The organism is Paraburkholderia sp. BL23I1N1, assembly GCF_003610295.1.
GTDB lineage: Bacteria > Pseudomonadota > Gammaproteobacteria > Burkholderiales > Burkholderiaceae > Paraburkholderia.
On record NZ_RAPV01000002.1, the window covers coordinates 756,404 to 776,666 of the forward strand.

The 20,263-nt window shown below is 62.7% G+C and carries 21 protein-coding genes; 18 read left to right on the forward strand and 3 right to left on the reverse strand.

Annotated elements, in window-relative coordinates; genetic code table 11:
• Positions 1 to 27 precede the first annotated feature (27 nt).
• The 8 genes from B0G76_RS36075 to B0G76_RS36105 all read left to right on the forward strand — a co-directional run bounded on the left by B0G76_RS36075 (position 28) and on the right by B0G76_RS36105 (position 7,271).
• Positions 28 to 993 carry a methyltransferase domain-containing protein gene (locus tag B0G76_RS36075; protein ID WP_120297516.1) on the forward strand — a complete coding sequence of 322 codons (966 nt, stop codon included), beginning with the start codon at positions 28 to 30 and terminating at the stop codon, positions 991 to 993.
• 312 nt (positions 994 to 1,305) lie between these two features.
• Positions 1,306 to 1,779, forward strand: coding sequence for a DUF2244 domain-containing protein (locus B0G76_RS36080; protein WP_120297517.1), 474 nt, complete (start codon positions 1,306 to 1,308; stop codon positions 1,777 to 1,779).
• A gap of 66 nt (positions 1,780 to 1,845) precedes the next feature.
• Complete coding sequence (coxB, locus tag B0G76_RS36085; RefSeq protein WP_120297518.1) at positions 1,846 to 3,465, forward strand: cytochrome c oxidase subunit II; 1,620 nt, start codon at positions 1,846 to 1,848, stop codon at positions 3,463 to 3,465.
• A gap of 44 nt (positions 3,466 to 3,509) precedes the next feature.
• A complete protein-coding gene (gene ctaD / locus B0G76_RS36090) occupies positions 3,510 to 5,123 on the forward strand; it encodes a cytochrome c oxidase subunit I (RefSeq protein ID WP_120297519.1) in 1,614 nt (537 codons plus the stop codon).
• Between the two features lie 120 nt (positions 5,124 to 5,243).
• Entirely contained in the window at positions 5,244 to 5,378 is a 135-nt protein-coding gene (locus tag B0G76_RS43380; protein ID WP_220700811.1) for a cytochrome oxidase small assembly protein, read from the forward strand.
• 43 nt (positions 5,379 to 5,421) lie between these two features.
• A complete protein-coding gene (locus B0G76_RS36095) occupies positions 5,422 to 6,036 on the forward strand; it encodes a cytochrome c oxidase assembly protein (RefSeq protein ID WP_120297520.1) in 615 nt (204 codons plus the stop codon).
• Between the two features lie 35 nt (positions 6,037 to 6,071).
• Entirely contained in the window at positions 6,072 to 6,281 is a 210-nt protein-coding gene (locus B0G76_RS36100; protein WP_120297521.1) for a DUF2970 domain-containing protein, read from the forward strand.
• Between the two features lie 132 nt (positions 6,282 to 6,413).
• Positions 6,414 to 7,271 carry a cytochrome c oxidase subunit 3 gene (locus B0G76_RS36105; RefSeq protein WP_120297522.1) on the forward strand — a complete coding sequence of 286 codons (858 nt, stop codon included), beginning with the start codon at positions 6,414 to 6,416 and terminating at the stop codon, positions 7,269 to 7,271.
• Positions 7,272 to 7,470: 199 nt separating this feature from the next.
• Here the strand turns inward: B0G76_RS36105 and B0G76_RS36110 are convergent, their stop codons facing one another.
• A complete protein-coding gene (locus B0G76_RS36110) occupies positions 7,471 to 7,680 on the reverse strand; it encodes a twin transmembrane helix small protein (protein ID WP_007179452.1) in 210 nt (69 codons plus the stop codon).
• A 111-nt stretch (positions 7,681 to 7,791) separates the two neighbouring features.
• On the opposite strand from B0G76_RS36110, the gene B0G76_RS36115 reads away from it, so the two are divergent.
• From B0G76_RS36115 to B0G76_RS36135, 5 genes are all read left to right on the forward strand, one after another.
• Positions 7,792 to 8,508, forward strand: a complete 717-nt coding sequence (locus B0G76_RS36115) for an SURF1 family protein (RefSeq protein WP_120297523.1) — start codon at positions 7,792 to 7,794, stop codon at positions 8,506 to 8,508.
• A gap of 70 nt (positions 8,509 to 8,578) precedes the next feature.
• Entirely contained in the window at positions 8,579 to 9,241 is a 663-nt protein-coding gene (locus tag B0G76_RS36120; protein WP_120297524.1) for a cytochrome C oxidase subunit I, read from the forward strand.
• A gap of 22 nt (positions 9,242 to 9,263) precedes the next feature.
• Complete coding sequence (locus B0G76_RS36125) at positions 9,264 to 10,373, forward strand: heme A synthase (protein WP_120297525.1); 1,110 nt, start codon at positions 9,264 to 9,266, stop codon at positions 10,371 to 10,373.
• Positions 10,374 to 10,379: 6 nt separating this feature from the next.
• Complete coding sequence (gene cyoE / locus B0G76_RS36130; protein WP_120297526.1) at positions 10,380 to 11,285, forward strand: heme o synthase; 906 nt, start codon at positions 10,380 to 10,382, stop codon at positions 11,283 to 11,285.
• 5 nt (positions 11,286 to 11,290) lie between these two features.
• Positions 11,291 to 11,920, forward strand: coding sequence for an SCO family protein (locus B0G76_RS36135; protein ID WP_120297527.1), 630 nt, complete (start codon positions 11,291 to 11,293; stop codon positions 11,918 to 11,920).
• A gap of 66 nt (positions 11,921 to 11,986) precedes the next feature.
• Here B0G76_RS36135 and B0G76_RS36140 read toward each other — a convergent pair whose 3' ends face one another.
• Positions 11,987 to 12,277 carry a YciI family protein gene (locus tag B0G76_RS36140; RefSeq protein ID WP_120297528.1) on the reverse strand — a complete coding sequence of 97 codons (291 nt, stop codon included), beginning with the start codon at positions 12,275 to 12,277 and terminating at the stop codon, positions 11,987 to 11,989.
• A gap of 296 nt (positions 12,278 to 12,573) precedes the next feature.
• Between B0G76_RS36140 and B0G76_RS36145 the strand changes: the two genes are divergently transcribed.
• The gene (locus tag B0G76_RS36145) at positions 12,574 to 13,386 is read left to right on the forward strand and encodes a MetQ/NlpA family ABC transporter substrate-binding protein (RefSeq protein WP_120297529.1); all 813 of its coding nucleotides are present in this window, start codon (positions 12,574 to 12,576) and stop codon (positions 13,384 to 13,386) included.
• Between the two features lie 18 nt (positions 13,387 to 13,404).
• On the opposite strand, the gene B0G76_RS36150 is transcribed toward B0G76_RS36145, so the two are convergent.
• Positions 13,405 to 14,331, reverse strand: a complete 927-nt coding sequence (locus tag B0G76_RS36150) for a helix-turn-helix domain-containing GNAT family N-acetyltransferase (protein WP_120297530.1) — start codon at positions 14,329 to 14,331, stop codon at positions 13,405 to 13,407.
• 374 nt (positions 14,332 to 14,705) lie between these two features.
• Here B0G76_RS36150 and B0G76_RS36155 point away from each other — a divergent pair, with 374 nt between their 5' ends.
• The 4 genes from B0G76_RS36155 to ptsP all read left to right on the forward strand — a co-directional run bounded on the left by B0G76_RS36155 (position 14,706) and on the right by ptsP (position 20,244).
• A complete protein-coding gene (locus tag B0G76_RS36155) occupies positions 14,706 to 15,440 on the forward strand; it encodes a GntR family transcriptional regulator (protein ID WP_120297531.1) in 735 nt (244 codons plus the stop codon).
• Between the two features lie 97 nt (positions 15,441 to 15,537).
• Complete coding sequence (gene nagA, locus B0G76_RS36160) at positions 15,538 to 16,641, forward strand: N-acetylglucosamine-6-phosphate deacetylase (protein ID WP_120297532.1); 1,104 nt, start codon at positions 15,538 to 15,540, stop codon at positions 16,639 to 16,641.
• Positions 16,634 to 17,641: an SIS domain-containing protein gene (locus tag B0G76_RS36165; RefSeq protein ID WP_120297533.1), complete on the forward strand. Its 1,008-nt coding sequence runs from the start codon at positions 16,634 to 16,636 to the stop codon at positions 17,639 to 17,641. Before nagA ends, B0G76_RS36165 begins: the two co-directional genes overlap by 8 nt.
• An 11-nt stretch (positions 17,642 to 17,652) precedes the next feature.
• The gene (ptsP, locus tag B0G76_RS36170; protein WP_120297534.1) at positions 17,653 to 20,244 is read left to right on the forward strand and encodes a phosphoenolpyruvate--protein phosphotransferase; all 2,592 of its coding nucleotides are present in this window, start codon (positions 17,653 to 17,655) and stop codon (positions 20,242 to 20,244) included.
• The last annotated feature ends 19 nt before the right edge of the window (positions 20,245 to 20,263 follow it).

A 20,263-nucleotide genomic window follows, 5' to 3' on the forward strand; every position in this document is an offset into this window, starting at 1 on the left:
TTCGTGCTCTACGCCAGTACGACACCCATGCCCCCAACTTCGTCTCAAACTGGCCGTCCGGCCTATGATTCCCGGCGCCTCAGGCAGATTTTCGACCGCCGTGCGGCGACCTTCGACAACGTCGCGTTCCTGCCGCGCGAAATCGCGCAGCGCATGCGCGAGCGCCTCGACTACATCAAGGTTACGCCGGCGAGCGTGCTCGACGCCGGTTGCGGCGCGGGCGAGGACTTCCCCGCATTGCGCGAACGCTTCCCCGAGGCGCCGGTGTTCGGCACCGACCTGTCGCACGGAATGCTCAGCCGCGCGCTGCGTCACGATTCCGGCGACACGAGTTGGCGGCGCTTTCTGCCGGCCACGCTCGGCAAGGCGCTCGGCGCCCGTGGTCCGCGTTTCGCGCAGGCCGACTTCTCGGCACTGCCGTTCGCGGCCGGCGCCTTCGAATTCATCTGGTCCAATCTCGCGCTGCACTGGCACTCGCGGCCCGACCTCGTGTTTCCCGAGTGGCAACGGGTGTTGAAAGTAAACGGCCTGCTGATGTTCAGCACGCTCGGCCCCGATTCGCTGAAGGAATTGCGCGGCGCTTACGCCGAGGTCGAGGCCGCGCATGGCGTGGCGTCGCGCAAGCATGTGATCGACTTTGTCGACATGCATGACCTTGGCGATATGCTGGTCGAGAGCGGTTTCGAGATTCCTGTGATGGACCAGGAAACACTCACTATTACGTATAAGTCGCCCGAGTCGCTGCTCGCGGATGTGCGCCGCTGGGGCGCCTATCCGTTCGAGCGCGAGGCCGCCTCGAATGCCGTCGCGCGTAGATTGCACAAGGCTTTGCTGGCGGCGCTCGAAGCCCGCCGGCGTGCCGACGGCACGATCGCGCTGACCTTCGAAGTGATCTACGGCCACGCCTGGAAAGCCGTGCCGCGCACCACGGCTGAAGGTCATGGGATCGTGCGGATCGAGGATATCGGACGAGGGTCGTCGAGGAATCGGTGAGGAATCAATGAAGCGGTAAAGAGGACATCTGTTATGTCTGAAATTACCGCTTCAAAAGACGCACAAAAGCTGCGTCAAAACGGCGCGGAGGCTTGTCGCACCTGGCTTGTGAGCCGATTGAGGCTTGCTTGTGGATGCTATGGATCGCGCCTATAATGCGTCAGTTTGTCGCCCGGAGTTCCCACATTTGGGGCGGCAGGCCCGAGGCACAGGGCTGCAACATGAAGTGACGCGGCGGTGATTAAGTGGCCGTTCAGCGGTCGCGAACAACGGCCGCAGGCGGCGATTGGTGACGGTCGGCAGGAGGCAGCGATGGAAGCATCTGATCTGCTGGCGGATTCAGAACCAGTTCTCAAAGACTGGACGATGAAGCGCAACTGTTCGATTTCGCCGCGGCAGTTTGTATGTTTCTACGTGTCGCTTGCGTTGTTCTCGTTGGCAATTGCTTTCATGCTGGTTCTGGTCGGCGCCTGGCTGGTGTTGCCGTTCACCGGTATCGAATTGCTGGCGGTGGGCATCGCATTTGCCATATATGCGCGTCATGCTGTCGATTACGAGCGCGTCCGGCTGTTTCCGAACCGGCTCGTGATCGAGCAGGTCAGCGCCGAGCAGCTCACGCAGTTCGAATTCAATCCGCGCTGGGTGCGGATCGAACCGGGCGCAACGCCGCGTGACCAGATCAAGCTGGTCTCGCGCGGCCAGACGATCATGATCGGGCAACATCTCGCGCAGTATCGGCGCGCGCAGTTTGCAGGCGAACTGCGTATGTGGCTCACGCGGTGTTAGACGTGTTGAGGCGTGCGGCGTTCACGGGGAGCGCGAGACAACCTGCCAGCGGGGTCGAGGGTTTGAATGGAAAATTTGGGTAAGGAAGCTATGAAAACAATCAAGCGAGCCCTCATGGGCGTGCTGGCGATGAGCGGACTGCTTTTCGCCGGTGCGGCCCTGGCAGTGGGCGATGTTCCGGGCGGCCCTGCCGTCAACGAGATCAATCTCCAGCCGCCGGCGACGAAAATCGCAGAGGAGCTCTTCAGCCTCCACATGTTCATGCTGGTTCTTTGCCTGGTGATCTTCATCGGCGTGTTCGGCGTGATGTTCTATTCGATCTTTGCGCACCGCAAATCGAAAGGCCACAAGGCTTCGAATTTCCACGAAAGCACCACCGTCGAAATCATCTGGACGATCGTGCCGTTCATCATCGTCGTGCTGATGGCGCTCCCCGCCACCAAGACCGTCGTCGCGATGAAAGACACCACGAATGCCGACGTCACCATCAAGGTCACGGGCTACCAGTGGAAGTGGGGCTACGACTACGTGAAGGGTCCGGGTGAAGGCATCAGCTTCCTGTCCACGCTGTCCACGCCGCGTGCGGAAACCGATGGCCGTCAGCCGATTTCCACCACGTATCTGCAGGAAGTCGACAATCCGCTCGTCGTCCCGGTCGACAAGAAAATCCGCATCATCACCACCGCGAACGACGTGGTCCACTCGTGGTACGTGCCGGCTTTCGGCGTGAAGCAGGATGCGATTCCGGGTTTCGTGCGCGACACGTGGTTCAAGGCTGACAAGACCGGCACCTTCCGCGGCTTCTGTACGGAACTGTGCGGCAAGGAACACGCGTTCATGCCGGTAGTGGTCGAAGTGCTGTCGGCCGACGACTACGCGAAGTGGGTCGACACGCAGAAGCAGAAAATGGCCGCCGGCCAGGACGATCCGAACAAGACCTACACGATGGCCGAGCTGATGGAGCGCGGTGGCAAGGTGTACGCAGCGAACTGCGCGGTCTGCCACCAGCCGACCGGCAAGGGCGCAGGCGCATTCCCGGCGCTGGACGGCAGCAAGATCGCCAACGGCCCGATCGCCGAGCACGTGAGTCTGGTCCTGAAGGGCAAGAACGCGATGCCTTCGTGGGCGCCGACGCTGAGCGACGTCGAAATCGCTTCGGTCATTACGTACGAACGTAACTCGTGGGGCAACCACACCGGCGACATTCTCCAGCCGAAGCAAGTGCTGGACGCCCGTAACGGCAAGCTGCCGGAAGGCGGCAATCATCTGGCCGACGCAGGCGCGGCAGCTTCGGGCGCAGCGGCTGCTTCGGGTGCCTCTGGGGCTGAAGCGGCTGCGGCCGGTTCGGACAGCGCGGCAGCATCGCAGGCAACGCTCCCGGCAAGCATCTACTTCGACACCGGCAAGAGCACGCTGCCGGCCGACGCGAAAGCGGCGGTCGACGCGGCAGCGGCCTACGCAAAGGCGCACCCGGACGCGAAATTCACGCTGTCGGGCTTCACCGACGCCACCGGTTCCGCCGAAGTCAACGCGAAGCTCGCGAAGACCCGTGCCGAAGCCGTGCGCGACGCGCTGAAAGCAGCCGGCATTGCCGAAGACCATATCATTTTGAAGAAGCCGGAAACGATCACGGGCGGCAGCGACGCGAAAGAAGCCCGGCGTGTCCAGATCAGCCCGGCTGCCTGACGTGTTCATGGTCAGCACCGCAGTATTCGTATTAGGAGATTGTCATGTCTAGCATCGGACACGATGTAACCGCGGGCCACGAGCACGTGCACGGCGACCATGCCCACGAAACGCCGCATGGCTGGCGTCGTTGGCTGTTCGCAACCAATCACAAGGACATCGGTACGCTGTACCTGATCTTCTCGTTCACCATGTTCCTCTCCGGGGGCGTGATGGCGCTGATGATCCGTGCCGAACTGTTCGAGCCGGGTCTGCAGATCATGCGCCCCGAGTTCTTCAACCAGTTGACCACCATGCACGGCCTGATCATGGTGTTCGGCGCGATCATGCCGGCCTTCGTCGGTTTCGCGAACTGGATGGTGCCCCTGCAGATCGGCGCATCGGACATGGCCTTCGCGCGGATGAACAACTTCAGCTTCTGGCTGCTGCCGGTGGCTGCGGTGTTGCTGGTCGGTTCGTTCTTCGCACCGGGCGGCGCGACCGCCGCGGGCTGGACGCTGTACGCGCCGCTGTCGACGCAGATGGGCCCGGGCATGGACTTCGCGATTTTCGCGATCCACCTGATGGGTGCTTCGTCGATCATGGGCGGGATCAACATTGTCGTGACGATCCTGAACATGCGCGCACCCGGCCTCACGCTGATGAAGATGCCGATGTTCGTCTGGACGTGGCTGATCACTGCGTACCTGCTGATTGCCGTGATGCCGGTTCTGGCGGGCGCGATCACCATGGTGCTGTTCGATCGCCACTTCGGCACGTCGTTCTTCAACGCGGCAGGCGGCGGCGACCCGGTGATGTACCAGCATATTTTCTGGTTCTTCGGGCACCCCGAGGTGTACATCATGATCTTGCCGGCGTTCGGGATCGTGTCGCAGGTGATCCCGGCGTTCTCGCGCAAGCCGCTGTTCGGCTATAGCTCGATGGTGTACGCAACCTCGTCGATCGCGATTCTGTCGTTCATGGTCTGGGCGCACCACATGTTCGCAACCGGCATGCCGGTGACGGGCCAGCTGTTCTTCATGTACGCGACGATGCTGATCGCCGTGCCGACTGGTGTGAAGGTGTTCAACTGGGTCGCGACGATGTGGCGCGGTTCGCTGTCCTTCGAAACGCCTATGCTGTTCGCGGTCGGCTTTCTGCTGGTGTTCACGTTCGGCGGTCTGTCGGGCCTGATGCTCGCTATGGCGCCGCTCGACATCCAGTATCACGGTACTTACTTCGTGGTGGCTCACTTCCACTACGTGCTGGTGGCGGGTTCGCTCTTCGCGCTGTTCTCCGGGTGGTACTACTGGGCGCCGAAGTGGACCGGCTGGATGTACAACGAAACGCGCGGCAAGATCCACTTCTGGGCGTCGATGTTCTTCTTCAACCTCGCGTTCCTGCCGATGCACTTCGTCGGTCTCGCCGGCATGCCGCGTCGTTATGCTGATTACCCGGCACAGTTCACCGACTGGAACCAGGTCATCTCGATCGGCGCGTTCGGCTTCGGTCTGGCACAGGTGTACTTCCTGTTCGCGGTTGCACTGCCGGCCTACCGTGGCGGCGGCGAACTCGAAAAGGCTGGCGACAAGCCGTGGGACGGCGCAACGGGCCTCGAATGGACCGTGCCGAGCCCGGCTCCGTTCCACACGTTCGAACACCCGCCGACCGTCGAGTAATCGGCGTTCAGTGAGGGTGCCGGTTCCGGCGGCGGTGTGTAAGCGGCCGCCAGAACCGGGCAGCCATACGAACAGCAATGGCCGCACCGTGTAGTCACGAAAGTATTCAGAAAGTCGAGCATGACGCGCAATCCTCAAGAAAGACGTACACCCGAGCAGATTCGCGCGGGCAACCGGCGGATCGGTATCGTGATGTTTGTCATCGCAGCGGCTTTTTTTGCGAGCGTCATCATCCATCAGAAGTGGTTCACCTGACGCGGTGGTTCAAGTCTGATTTGCAGGTTTGTTGAGGATTGAGATGTCGATGGAACCGCCGGCTCAGGCCGATCGCTCTTTTAACCGTTCGATGTTGATCAAGCTGTTCGTCGTCGCGCTGATGATGTTCGGTTTTGGTTTTGCGCTGGTGCCGATGTACCGCGCGATCTGCCAGATTACCGGCATCAACAACCTCGTGCAGCGTGATGCTACGGCGCGCGAGGCGAAGAATACGCAAGTCGACATGAGTCGCACGATTTCGATCGAGTTCGATGCGAACGCGCGCGGCCCGCTGGGTTTCAAGCCGGAGCAGCGCAGTCTCGACGTGCATCCGGGCGAAGTGACGACAGTGATGTACGAGGTCAGCAACGAGCAGGCGCGCACGATTCAGGCGCAAGCCATCCCGAGCTACGCGCCGAAGCAGGCCACTGAGTACTTCAAGAAGATCGAGTGTTTTTGCTTTACGCAGCAGACGTTGACTGCGAATCAGACGAAGCGGATGCCGGTGGTGTTCGTGGTCGATCCGAAGTTGCCGAAGGATGTGAAAACGATCACGTTGTCGTACACATTCTTTGAGTTGAATACGCCGGCAGCGGCGACGGCCGGGGGCGCAGCGCCCACGGCCAACACGGCGGCAACGGCCGCCAATCCCGCCTGACGGGTCATGCCGCGGGCGAAGGAAACCGGGACAAGATGAGCGATAACGGCGGCAGCCCGCGCAAGAGCAGTTTTGGTCAGTCGATGCGAGCCGTGTTCTGGTCGTTTTTTGGCGTGCGCAAGCGCCGCGATCTGGAAGCCGACGCCGCGCAGTTGAACCCGCTGCATGTGATCGTGGCGGCATTGATCAGTGCGGCTGTTTTCATTGGCGTGCTGATCCTGATCGTGCGTGCGGTGGTGGGCTAAGGCGTTCAGGTGCACACGTAGTACAGGGCGAAGCAGAGCCCACGAATTAGAGTGAAGCGGTGCGGTATCGACGCGCCGCCGAAGATACAGCCGGAGATTCCGGAACAACTGGACTGAAGTGGAGAATCAAGAATGAGCGGTCAAAACGAGAGCCCGTACTATTTCGTACCGCATCCGTCGCGGCATCCGATCAGCGCCGCTGCCGGGTTGCTGGTCATGCTCGGATCGCTTGCGGCCTGGATCAACGATCATGACTGGGCACCGCTCGGCGTCGTCGTCGGTCTGCTGTGGCTGCTTTATACGTTGTGGCACTGGTTCGGCGACGCGATCGCAGAATCCGAAGGCGGGATGTACGGCAAGAATGTCGACAAGTCGTACCGCTGGAGCATGAGCTGGTTCATCTTCTCCGAAGTGATGTTCTTCGGTGCCTTCTTCGGCGCGCTGTTCTATGCACGCGAAATCGCGCTGCATCAGCTCGGCAGCCTCGACTACAAGCTGATCTGGCCGGATTTCTCGGCGGTGTGGCCGAACAACGGTCCGGCCGCGCTGGTCTCGACCTTCAAGTCGATGCAGCCGTGGCCGGTGCCGACCATCAACACGGCACTGCTGCTGTCCTCGGGCGCCACGTTGACGGTTTCGCACCACGCACTGCGTGAAGATCATCGCAAGAAGGCGATCATCTGGCTGGCGGCTACGCTGGTGCTCGGCGTTTGCTTCCTGTTCCTGCAAGGCTTCGAGTATTTCCACGCGTATAACGAACTGAACCTGACGCTGTCCTCGGGGGTGTACGGTTCGACGTTCTTCCTGCTGACGGGCTTCCACGGTTTCCACGTGTTCCTCGGCGGCACGATGCTGGCTGTGGTGCTGGTGCGGATGATTCGTGGCCACTTCACGGCGGAGCATCACTTTGCATTCGAAGGCGCCGCCTGGTACTGGCACTTTGTGGACGTCGTGTGGCTTGGGCTGTACGTCGTCGTGTACTGGCTGTAACGCAGTCTGGCCTGCGCCGACCGGTTTTCGGGAACGTGTGCAGGCCGTTCGCGCATCGCCTCTCAAGGGCGCCGCGCACGAGCAGTACGCAAGTTATGCAGCGCCGCCCTCGACCCTGTCAGGGCGGCGTTTTGTTTGGTGAGTCTGGCGCGGTGGGTGCGTTGGGTGAGTCGGGTGGCGTGAAGTTCTATCCGCCGAATCAACGCCCGTAAGGAATACCGGTCGACTGAATCCAACCCATCCAGTGGGCGAACAGGATGAACAGGAACAGCGAGATCGACAGGCCCACCCGCGTGGCGAGCGACCAGACCATCCGCTTGGTTTTGCCCTTGTCATGCATCATGAAATACAGCGCCGACACCATGCTGGCGATGATCAGGACGAAGGCGATGGGAACGAGAATGTGCATGGAACCAACTGAAACCAGGAAGCGCAGAGGCAAGACGTCTATTATCGCACCGCGCGCCGACGTCTGCCGTACGTTCCAGACGAGGCCGCAAGCGGTGGTGGAGCGCGTCCGATGAAGTTCCGCCTGGTTCCCGCGCTGTTGATTCTGCTCGTCATCGTGGTGACGGTGCGGCTCGGTTTCTGGCAGCGCGAGCGCGCCCATCAGAAGGAAGCGCTCGAAGCCCGGATCACGCAGTTCGAAGACGCGCCCGCGCAGCCTGTCAGCGCTACGCCGGTCGTACTGAAGGACATCGAATTCCATCGCGTGAAGGCGCGCGGCAGTTTCGTCGCGGACAAAGTCGTCTATCTGGATAATCGCCCTTATAACGATCAGCCGGGCTTTTATGTCGTGATGCCTTTTAAACTGGCCGACGGCGGTTATGTCCTGGTCAATCGCGGCTGGCTGCCGCGCAACATGAGCAATCGCGAAACCATCGCGCCGTACAGCACGCCGGAAGGCGAGATCGAAATCGAAGGCATTGCGCGTGCCGATGCTACGCGTGCTTTCGAGTTGGGGCAGCGCGGGTCGGACGCGCATCAGAAGATCCGCCAGAATCTGGATACCGCGGCCTACGCTGCGGAAACCGGGCTGCCGTTGCAATCGTTCGTGATCCAGCAATTGAGCGACGACGGTGACAAGCTGGTGCGCGACTGGCCGGCGCCAACAACCGGCGTCGAAACCAACTACGGCTACATGTTCCAGTGGTGGGGCATGGCAGCCGCGGCCCTGGTCTTCGGCTTGTATGCCGCGCGCCGCGCCGCAAAGAAAGAGCACGCGCCGAGCGTGTAATGCTTCGCCTGTGGTTTCGTGCCCTGAGCAAGGGGCTTGAAGCCGAGCAATTATTGAAAGAGGTCCTGTAGTGTCGACGCAATCTCCCCGTTCGCCGCAAGCCGGCAAACCCGCAGCTCCGAAAGTGATGCCTGGTCAACCTAATGGCGAGGGATCGTGGAAGCGGGGCCGCTGGATGCTGCTGTTGCTGGCGGTCATCTGCGCCGCGCCGATCGCCGTGTCGTATTTCGTTTATTACGTGGTCAAGCCGGCCGGCGGCAGCACGAGCTACGGCACGCTGGTCCAACCGCAACGGCCGATTCCCGATTCGCTCGTCGTCACGGGTGAAGACGGCAAGCCGCTCAGGCTCGCGTCGCTGCGCGGCCGCTGGCTGCTGATTTCCGTCGACAACAGCGCGTGCGATAAAGCCTGCGCCACCAAGCTGTACTTCATGCGACAAATCCGCGCAGCTCAGGGCCCGGAACGCGAACGCGTCGTCGAAGTGTGGCTGCGCACCGATGCAGGCAGCGTGTCCGACGTGATACAAAAGGCCTATCCCGACACCGACATGCTGATCGCCAACCCGGCGCAAGTGTCCGCATGGCTGCCGACCGACACCGGCACTCAACTCACCGACCACATCTACATGGTCGATCCGAACGGCAATCTGATGATGCGTTTCCCGAAAGATCCGAACCCCAGCAAGATCAAGGGCGACGTGACCAAGCTGCTCAAATGGTCGAGCATCGGCTGATGCCGCAACCAGGGTAAGAAAGATGTTCGTACTGCAACTGGCCCTGATCGGCTTGTGTATCGCGTTGTTGCCGCTGTCCTATGTGTGGGTCAAGGCCGACGACAACAAATTCCGCAAGCTGGTGTGGCTCACCACCTTCCTGACGCTGGACCTGGTGATGTTCGGCGGTTTCACGCGTCTCACCGATTCCGGTCTCGGCTGCCCCGACTGGCCCGGTTGCTACGGCACGTCGTCGCCGTTCATCGCGCATGCCGCGATTACCGCCGCGCATCAATTGATGCCTACGGGCCCGGTCAGCATGACCAAAGCCTGGATCGAGATGATCCACCGTTACTTTGCGATGGCGATTGGTGTACTGATCATCGCGCAGACCCTGATTGCGTGGACTGCACGCATCAAGCGCCGCCCGCTGCATGTGTCGCCATGGTGGCCGACTTCGCTGCTGCTGCTGATTCTCGTGCAGGGCGCGTTCGGCGCATGGACCGTGACCATGAAGTTGCAACCGATCATTGTGACGACCCATTTGCTGCTCGGCCTAGCGTTGCTCGGCACGCTCGGCTGGCTGGCCGCTCGACAGACACCGCTGCCCGCATTTGAGCCGGAAGCCGCGCGCTGGCGCGCGGCGGCGATCGCCGGGTTGGCGCTGCTGGTCGCGCAGATCGCCCTCGGCGGTTGGGTCAGTACCAACTACGCGGTGCTCGCCTGCACGGACTTTCCGACCTGCAACGGCCAATGGATCCCACCGATGGATTTCGCGCACGGCTTTCACCTGTGGCGCGCGCTGGGTATGACCGGCGACGGCGACATGATCACGCAGGATGCGCTGGTCGCAATCCACTGGACACACCGCACGTTTGCGATTGTCGTGGTTGCGTATCTGGTGTGGTTCGCGCTGAAACTGCGCCGTTTCGAGTCGCTGCGGCGCCCGGCAAACGGCGTGTTGCTGGTGGTGTTGATCCAGTTCATTACCGGTCTGTCGAACATCGTCCTGCAATGGCCGTTGCCCATTGCCGTCGCCCATAACGGTGGGGCTGCGATCCTGCTGCTGCTGCTCGTTATGTTAAACTTCCGGATCGCTTATAGCCGTCCCGGCCGCGCCGTGTTGCCTGCGCGCGATGCCGCGCCAGCGTGACCCCACATGGACAGCACAACTCTCTCCCAAACGCCTGGTAGCCGGGTCTCCCAGTACATTGCCCTGACGAAGCCGCGCGTCACGCAGCTCGCTGTGTTTTGTGCAGTCATCGGCATGTTTCTGTCGACGCCCGGCATGGTGCCGTGGACCGTCCTGATCGGCGGCACCGTCGGCATCTGGCTGCTGGCCGGTGCGGCGTTCGCCATCAATTGCCTGATGGAACAGAAGATCGACGCGAAGATGCGTCGCACGTCGTGGCGGCCGTCCGCGCGCGGCGAAATTACCACCCCGCAAATCCTGCTGTTTTCGGCCGTGCTCGGCGGCCTCGGCATGTGGACGCTCTACACGTTCGCCAATCCGCTGACCATGTGGCTCACGCTCGCCACCTTCGTCGGCTATGCGGTCATCTATACGCTCCTGCTCAAACCGGCCACGCCGCAGAACATCGTGATCGGCGGCGCGTCGGGCGCAATGCCGCCGGCGCTCGGTTGGGCCGCTGTTACCGGTCACGTGCCGGGCGACGCATGGATTCTTGTGCTGATCATTTTCGTGTGGACGCCGCCGCATTTCTGGGCGCTCGCACTGTATCGCCGCAAAGACTACGAAAACGCCGGTCTGCCGATGTTGCCGAACACGCACGGCGAAAAGTACACGCGCCTGCATATTCTGCTGTACACCGTGATCCTGTTCGCCGTCACCATGATGCCGTTCATCTCCGGCATGAGTGGCGTGGTGTACCTTGCGGCCGCAGTGTTGCTCGGCGCCGTCTTTCTCGCGTATGCGTGGAAAATCTATCGGGAATATTCCGACGACCTCGCGCGTAAGACCTTTCGTTACTCGATCGTTTATCTGTCGCTGCTCTTCGCCGCGCTGTTGGTCGACCACTATGCGCGCGTCGTAATCGGGGCGTAACACCCATGCTGACACAACGCTTTTTGCGCACGGCGCGTGCCGCCGCGCGTATCACCGTGATCGCCTGCGTACTCGGCGGCGCGCTGCTGGTAGCAGGATGCGGCAAGCAGCCGCCGGCGTTCCAGAATCTCGACATCACCGGCAACACGCAATTCGGGAGCAACTTCTCGCTGCCCGACACGTCCGGCAAGGTTCGCACGATGGCGGACTACAAGGGCAAGGTGGTGGTGCTGTTTTTCGGCTACACGCACTGCCCGGACGTTTGCCCGACCACGATGGCGGAGCTCTCGCAAGCGCTCCAGCAACTCGGCCCGGAAGACGCGAAGCGTGTGCAGGTGCTGTTCGTCACCGTCGATCCCGACCGCGACACGGCGGCCCTGCTTGAGCAATACGTGCCGGCGTTCAACCCGACGTTTGTCGGCTTGCGTCCGGCAGACCAGGCGCAACTTACGAAGATCACGAAAGACTTCCGCGTCTACTACGCGAAAGTGCCGGGCAAGACGCCGGATAGCTACACGATGGATCACACGGCGGCGAGCTATGTGTTCGATACGGACGGCAAGCTGCGTCTGTTCGCGCGCGATGGCCAGGGCGCCACGCCGTGGGTGCACGATATCAAGCTGCTGCTCGGTTGATGCCTTGATGCAGATGGGCGCGCGTGCCTGCCGCGCGCCCAAATTCGATTTCCTTCCCTATCGTCCTCAAGCCGGAATCGGCAAATTCATCCCCGGCGCTAGCCGCGTCGTCTTGAACTCCGTCACCTCGTAGCGCGCGAGCTTCTGCTCGGCGAACGGGTCGCTGGCGAGAATCTCATCCAGCTTATCGCGCTCGATGCGCACCGCCAGAATGATGCCGCCGTCGCGCGGCACCTTCGGCCCGGCGGCCACGAATACCCCTGCTTCGAACTGTTTTGCCAGAAACGCGCGGTGCGCTTCGAGTGCGTCGTCGATGCGTTCGAGCGATGCGGTGTAGATGAGATTGATGACGTACATGGGCATTTTCGCAAGCGGATAAATGGGCCGTCTTGGTTCGCGGCATTGGCCTTCGATTATCCGTCAGCGGACGATTCGTTGTGCACATTGAGCGTCGGCACCTCTCTCCCCGGCCGCTCCTCAAGACGTATAACGATATGCGATTGTGATATTTCCCATCTCGCCTGGCATATGAGACCATTTGCGGTCCAGTTGGCGGCACACTGCCGGAGCGCTCAACCGCAGCACGCAAGCGCAGCAGCGCCGCCGCCGGCTTCCACCCGAATCTGGCATCGATCAGAAAAAGCGAGAACTACATGCAGCGCAGAAACATCCTTAACGCCCTCTCGGCCGTGGTCGCCGGCGCGGCGATCGTCACCAGCTTCGGTGCGCACGCGGACGACAAGGTCATCAAGGTCGGCACCATCGGCGGCCCGGATGCGCAAATCTGGGAAGTCGTCACGAAAGTGGCGAAGCGCGAAGGCCTGAATGTCAAGGTCGTCGAATTCAACGACTACGTGCAGCCGAACGCCGCGCTCGACGCAGGCGATCTGGACGCCAACAGCTTCCAGCACCAGCCGTACCTCGACAGCCAGATCAGGCAGCGTGGCTACAAGATCGTCAATGCCGGCCTGACGTACATTTCTCCGCTCGGCATCTATTCGAAGAAGCTCAAGTCGCTGAAGGATCTCGCGCAAGGCGCCAAGGTCGCGGTGCCGAACGACCCGTCGAACGAGAACCGCGCGCTGCTGCTGTTGCAGGCGCAAGGCGTGATCAAGCTGAAGGCCGGTGCGGGTACGAACGGCAATAACGCCACAGCGCTCGATGTCGCCGAGAATCCGAAGAAGATCAAGCTGGTCGAACTCGACGCAGCACAATTGCCGCGCTCGCTGTCGGATGTCGACGCTGCCGCGATCAACACGAACTTCGCACTGGCCGCCGGTCTGCAGCCGACCAAAGACGCGATCGCGCTCGAAGACATCCACAGCCCGTACGCGAACCTGATCGCCGTTCGCGCGCAGGACAAGGACAAGCCGTGGGTGAAGAAACTGGTTGCGGCTTACCAGTCGGAAGATGTGCGTCAGTTCATCAAGACGCAGTTCAAGGGTTCGGTGGTGCCGTCGTTCTAAGCACGAGCGCAGCCGATCCTACAATTCCAGCTCCCATCGCTCGATCAACAGATCCTTGCCGAAGCGCCGCTCCGCGGTCGTGCAGGCGAGCTGGAAGCCGGCGCGCTCGCATAGGCGCCGCGGCTCCTTGAGCGTGCTGGCCGTGGTCAACGTGAGTTTGGTGTACCCCGCGCGCTGCGCGAACCGCACGGATTCGCTCATCAATTGCGTGCCGATGCCGAGCCGCTGCACGTCCGGCTCGACCCACAGGAGCCGGACGCCTGCCACCGTCGTCGAGACCCCGACAATGCACACCGAACCGACCACCATGCCTTCCTGATCGGCAACCCAGCACATTTCGCGCACCGGGTCGCTGCGTTGCGAGTAATCGGCGACGACGCGCGCAAGCAAGCCTTCAAACGATTGATCCCAGCCGTATTGCGCGGCGAACCACTGCGCCTGCCGATGCACGAGCCAGCCGCAGTCGCCCGCGCGTGGTTGCCGAAGGATTACAAGTTCGTGCTTCGGTTTGCTGTCGAGCAGCCGCTCGATCACCTTCATCGCGGTGATCAATTGTTCCTGGGAGAGCACCGTCAGGCCGTCAAGCAGCGCCGATACTTCTTCGATCGCTGCAGCATCGAGCGGCGCGTAGGCCGCGTGACCGTTGTCGGTGAGGGCAATCAGCGACTGGCGCGCGTCCGAGTCGGAGGGGCGCCGCGTAATCAGATCGCGTCGTTCGAAGCTGGTCAGCAGGCGGCTGAGGTAGCCGCTGTCGAGGCCGAGATTGCGCCTGAGCACCGAGGCCGTCTGCGCGCGTCCGCGTGACAGTTCATGAAGCACACGCACTTCCGTCAGCGAGAAGGCGCTCTTTGCCAAATGTTCATGCAGAGCGCCGATGAGCTGGGTATAGAAGCGGTTGAAATGGCGGACGGCCTGAGCGCGCCTTAGCGCCTCGGAATCTGTCAAATGCGGCTCCCCGGGGAATTTTTTGTGGCTTGCTACACAGCACTATATTTGAAGGCATCTCATTAAAAAAGCTGTACGGGTCATTGGCGTATCAAAGTGGTATCAGAAAGGTATCGATCTTGAGGCCTCCGGGCAGCTTGGTAGAGAACCAATATGGACCACGCCGGTGCTGCCTGGCATCTCGAATACGGGTAAATCCCGATCCCTGTAAACCGTCCTCCCACGCCCCCAAATCACCGCCTGGCGCTTATCCAGCAAGGCTTTCCACCCATCCATACCAGCATGGGACCAGTCGGTTGACTGGTATTATGTTGGTTATATAATGGGCTCTAATTTTCGTAGGCCGCATTCTTCGAGACGACCGCCGGAGCCCCATGGAAACTCGCTGGTCCGCACTGATGCCTGACGCTCGCAACGTCACGCCGCTCTACCTGCAGCTCGCGCGCAATCTGGCGACGGCGATCCATTGCGGCGTGTGGTCGGCGGGTGAGGCGCTGCCGTCGGAGCGCACGCTCTCCGATGCGATCGGCGTGTCGCGCATCACTGCGCGCAAGGCGATCGAGCTGCTGGTCGAGCAGGGCCTGATCCGCCGGGCGCGCGGCGCGGGCAGCTTCATTACGCCGCGCGTCGAAGACCCGCTGTCGCGGCTCACCGGCTTCACGAAGAAGATGCAGCAACGGGGTTTCCGGCCCGATTCGGTATGGCTCGAGCGCGACATCCGCGCCGCCAATCGTGATGAGCTGGTGCACCTCGGTCTGTCGCCCGGCGCGGCGGTGGCGAGTCTGCGGCGCTTGCGGCGCGCGGACGGCATCGTGATGGCGGTCGAGCATTCGGCGCTGCCCGCGGCGATCGTGCCCGATCCGCAGGCCATCGGCGTGTCGCTTTACAGCTATCTCGAACAACGCGGCGCCGCTGTCGTGCGCGCCTTGCAGCACTTTCGCGCAGTCAACGCGTCGAGCGAGATCGCCTCGTTGATGGATATCGAACCGCGCTCGGCGTTGCTGGTCATTACCCGTATTGGATATAGCGCGGATCAGCGTGCGATCGAGCTGACCGACACCTATTGCCGCGACGATTACTACGATTTTGTTGCTGAATTGCGCACCTGATTGACGCACCTGAGCAGGACGCGTGGTCCGCCGCTCCATGCGGCGCCATCGAGCGTATTTCAGCCATACCCCGCATTACGCCTCACCAGAGAGACTCATGCTGACCGGAAACATACTCACCACCGATGGGTGGATTCACGGCACGCTCGAATACGAAAACGGCCGCATCACGGCACTGACCGGTGAACGCGCCGACCCGTCGAAGAACGACGCGCCCTACATCTTGCCCGGCTTCATCGATCTGCATGTGCACGGGGGCGGCGGTTCCGACGTGATGGAAGGCGGCGACGCAATCGAAACCATCACCCGCACGCATGCGCGTTACGGCACGACCAGCCTGCTTGCCACCACAATGACCGCGCCGCGCGACGAGTTGATGAGTGTCGTCGCGGAGCTGGGCAACAACGCGCGGATTCGCACGCCGGGCGGTGCGCGCGTGCTCGGCGTCCATCTGGAGGGGCCGTATATCAACCCCGGCAAGCTCGGCGCGCAGCCTGATGCCGCCGTGTCCGCGGTGATGGACGAAGTGCTCAAATATCTGTCAATCGCGCCGATTCGCGTGGTCACGTTGGCGCCGGAAATCGCCGGCCATATGGAGATCATCTCCGAGATGGCGGCGCGCGGCGTGCGCGTGCAGCTCGGCCATTCGCTCGGCACCTACGACGACGCCGTCGCCGCGCTCAAGCATGGCGCGTGTGGCTTCACGCATCTGTTCAACGCGATGTCGCCGTTGCATCACCGCAATCCTGGCCTCGTCGGCGCAGCGCTCGCGCACGCCGAATTCGCCGAAATCATTCCCGATTTGCTGCACGTTCATCCGGGCGCGATCCGCGCGGCGTTGCGCGCGATTCCGCGTCTCTACGTGGTGACGGACAGCACGTCGGCCACCGGCATGCCCGACGGCGAATACCGCCTCGGCAGCCAGCATGTGACGAAGTGCCTCGGCGGCGTGCGTCTCGCCGACGGCACACTCGCTGGCAGCACCCTGACGATGGATCAGGCGCTGCGCAATCTCGTATCGATCGGCTTGCCGATCGCCGACGTTTCAAACCGTTTGTCGCGCTACGCCGCCGACTACCTCGGCATCGAAGACCGTGGCCGCATCGCCCGCGGCGCGTGGGCCGATGTGGTTGTGTTCGATCGTGAACTGGCGTTGACCGCGACATACGTCGAAGGAGAAGCAATTGTCGAATATGCTTAAAGAGGCGCTGGCGTCCGCAGAAACGGTCGCCGTGCAACTCACGGACACCTCGCGCGTCGAGGCGTTGGCGGCGAAGCTCGCCCAGCAACCGCGCCACGTCGCGCTGACGGTCGCGCGCGGCAGCTCGGACCACGCGGCGAGTTATTTCGCAAGCCTGACGATGAGCCGCCTCGGTGTGCCAGTCGCCTCGCTGCCGATGTCGGTTGCGACGCTCCAGCAGGCGCCGCTTCAGGTGCGCGATCAGCTCGCGCTGGCGTTCTCGCAATCGGGCAGGAGCCCGGATCTGGTCGGCACGATGGAGGCGTTGCGCAACGCCGGCGCGTTGACGGTGGCCGCGGTGAACGCGCCGAACTCGCCGCTAGCCGACGCCTGCGAATTTCACCTGCCGCTCATGGCCGGTCCGGAACTGAGCGTCGCGGCGACCAAGAGCTACATCGCCATGCTGTCGGTCTCCGCGCAACTGGTCGCTCACTGGCAGAAAGACAACGCGCTGCCCGGCGCGTTGAACACGCTGCCCGACGCGCTGCATGCCGCGGGCAAGCTCGACTGGTCGAAAGCGGTGGACGAATTGCGTGGCGTCGAGCGCATGATCGTGATCGGCCGCGGTCTCGGTCTCGCGATCGCGCAGGAAGCCGCGCTGAAATTGAAAGAGACCTCCGGCATTCAGGCCGAAGCGTTTTCGAGCGCGGAAGTGCGGCACGGTCCGATGGAATTGATCGACCGCGACTATCCGCTGCTGGTCTTCGCACCGCGCGGTCCGGAGCAAGCCGGCTTGCTGCAACTCGCACGCGACATGCAGGCGCGCGGCGCCCGTGTGCTGCTCGCCGCACCGGAGAACGTGCCGGAAGCGACGCTGCCGCTCGCCACCACCGCTCACGCGGCGCTCGATCCGATCGCCGCGATCCTGTCCTTTTACGTGATGGCTGCCGGCCTTGCCGCCGCGCGCGGGCGCAATCCTGACGCGCCACGCCATCTCAACAAAGTCACCGAAACTCACTGACGAAAAATCAGATGCGACGTGTCGAGGAGTCACGCTTGATGAGCCATTCTGAAGGCCATATTGTTTTGCTTGCGCCGATGACCGGTCCGGTCGTGCCGCTGGCGAACGTGCCCGACCCTGTGTTTTCGGGCGGCATGTTCGGCGACGGCATCGGTGTCGATCCGCTCGAGGGCCGACTCGTCGCACCGTGCGACGGCACCATCACCCATCTGGCGCGCACCGGCCACGCGGTCACACTCGCGACAGCCGATGGCGTGGAGATTCTGCTGCACATCGGCATCGACACGGTCGAGCTGAATGGCAAGGGCTTTGCGCCGATGGTCGCGCAAGGCGCGCAGGTGCGCACCGGCGACGTCCTGATCGAATTCGATCAGGACCAGGTCGCACTGAATGCGCCGAGTCTCGTCTCGGTGATCGCGATTGCCAATTCGGATGCGTTCGAGATTGTCGAGCGTGCGCAGGACGGCATGCTGAAGGCAGGCGAAACGCCGTTGCTGGTGCTGCGCGCTCGCGGCGGCGATGCGGCGCATGCATCGCGTGAGGCGAGTGCTACCAACGTGACCGAAGAAGCCCGTCAGCAAGTGACACTGGTCCACACGGGCGGTTTGCATGCGCGGCCGGCCGCGCGCGCTCGTGAAGCGGCGCGCGGTTTCGATGCGCGTGTCGAAGTGCGTTACGAAGGGCGCAAGGCGGCGATCGAGAGCGTGGTCGGATTGCTCGGTCTCGGCGCAGGCGAGGGGGCGACTGTCGAGTTGCTCGGCATCGGTCCGCAAGCCCAAGCCGCAATCGACGCGATCGCCCACGAATTGACGCGTGAAGCGCACGGCGAAGTCGAAGAAAAGCCCGCACGTCAAAGCTCGCCGGCGCCGCAACCCGTTGCGCGCGCTGCGGGCGAAGCGCTTGCGCCGAACACGCTCGCTGGCGTGTGCGCGGCGCCGGGCGTCGCGGTCGGCAAGCTGGTGCGTTGGGACGATGCGGATATCGATCCGCCGGAAAAGGCGAACGGCACGTCGGCGGCTGAAAGCCGTCTGCTCGACAAGGCAATTGCCACCGTCGACACCGACCTCGGCACGACCGTGCGCGATGCCTCGCAACGCGGCGCGGTGGGTGAGGCGGGCATCTTCGCCGTGCACCGTGTGCTGCTCGAAGATCCGACGCTGCTCGACGCCGCGCGCGATCTGATCAGTCTCGGCAAGAGCGCCGGTTTTGCGTGGCGCGAAGCGATCCGCGCACAGATCGCCATCCTGACCAATATCGAAGACGCCTTGCTCCAGGAACGTGCAGCGGATCTGCGCGACATCGAAAAGCGCGTGTTGCGCGCGCTCGGTTATACGAATGCAGCGGCGCGCACGTTGCCGGACGAAGCCGTGCTGGCGGCTGAAGAATTCACGCCGTCGGATCTGTCCTCACTGGATCGCTCACGCGTTACTGCACTCGTGATGGCGCGCGGCGGTGCGACCTCGCACGCGGCGATTCTTGCGCGTCAGGCCGGCATTCCGGCGCTGGTGGCAGTCGGCGATGCGTTGCTCGCGATCCCCGAAGGCACGCAGGTCGTGGTGAACGCCACCACCGGCCGCCTCGAATTTGCGCCGACCGAACTCGACATCGAACGCGCGCGTCATGAACGCGGCCGGCTTGCCGACGTGCGCGAAGCGAACCGCCGCACGTCGCAGCAGGCGGCAGTGACTTCCGATGGCCGTGCGATCGAAGTCGCCGCCAACATCGCGACGCTCGACGACGCGAAGACCGCCGTCGATAACGGTGCCGATTCCGTCGGCCTGCTGCGCACCGAGCTGCTGTTCATCCACCGCGCCGCAGCGCCGACCACCGACGAACATCGCCAGAGCTACCAGGCCATCGTCGATGCATTAAGCGGCCGCACCGCGATCATTCGCACGCTGGACGTCGGCGCGGACAAGGAAGTCGACTACCTGACGCTGCCGCCCGAACCGAATCCGGCGCTCGGTCTGCGCGGCATCCGTCTCGCGCAAGTGCGCCCGGATCTGCTCGACGATCAATTGCGTGGTCTGCTGGCGGTGCGGCCGCTCGGCGCCGTGCGCATTCTGCTGCCGATGGTGACCGATGTCGGCGAGCTGATCCGCATTCGCAAACGCATCGACGAATTCGCCCATGAATTGGGGCGTGCCGAACCGATCGAAGTCGGCGTGATGATCGAAGTGCCATCGGCCGCATTGCTTGCTGACCAACTGTCGCAACACGCGGATTTCCTGTCGATCGGCACCAACGATCTGACGCAATACACGCTCGCCATGGATCGCTGCCAGGCCGATCTCGCAGCGCAGGCGGACGGCCTGCATCCGGCGGTGCTGCGGTTGATCGCAGCGACTGTGCAGGGTGCGAACAAGCATCGCAAATGGGTCGGCGTATGCGGCGCACTGGCGGGCGATCCGCTGGCCATGCCGCTGCTCGTCGGCCTCGGCGTGACCGAGCTCTCGGTGGATCCGGTGTCGGTGCCGGGCATCAAGGCGCGAGTGCGCAACCTCGATTATCAGTTGTGCCGTCAACGCGCCCAGGATGCCCTGGCGCTCGAGTCGGCGCAGACGGTAAGAGCAGTGAGCCGCGAAACCTGGCCTCTGGACTGAACCCCACACAGTCCGCAAC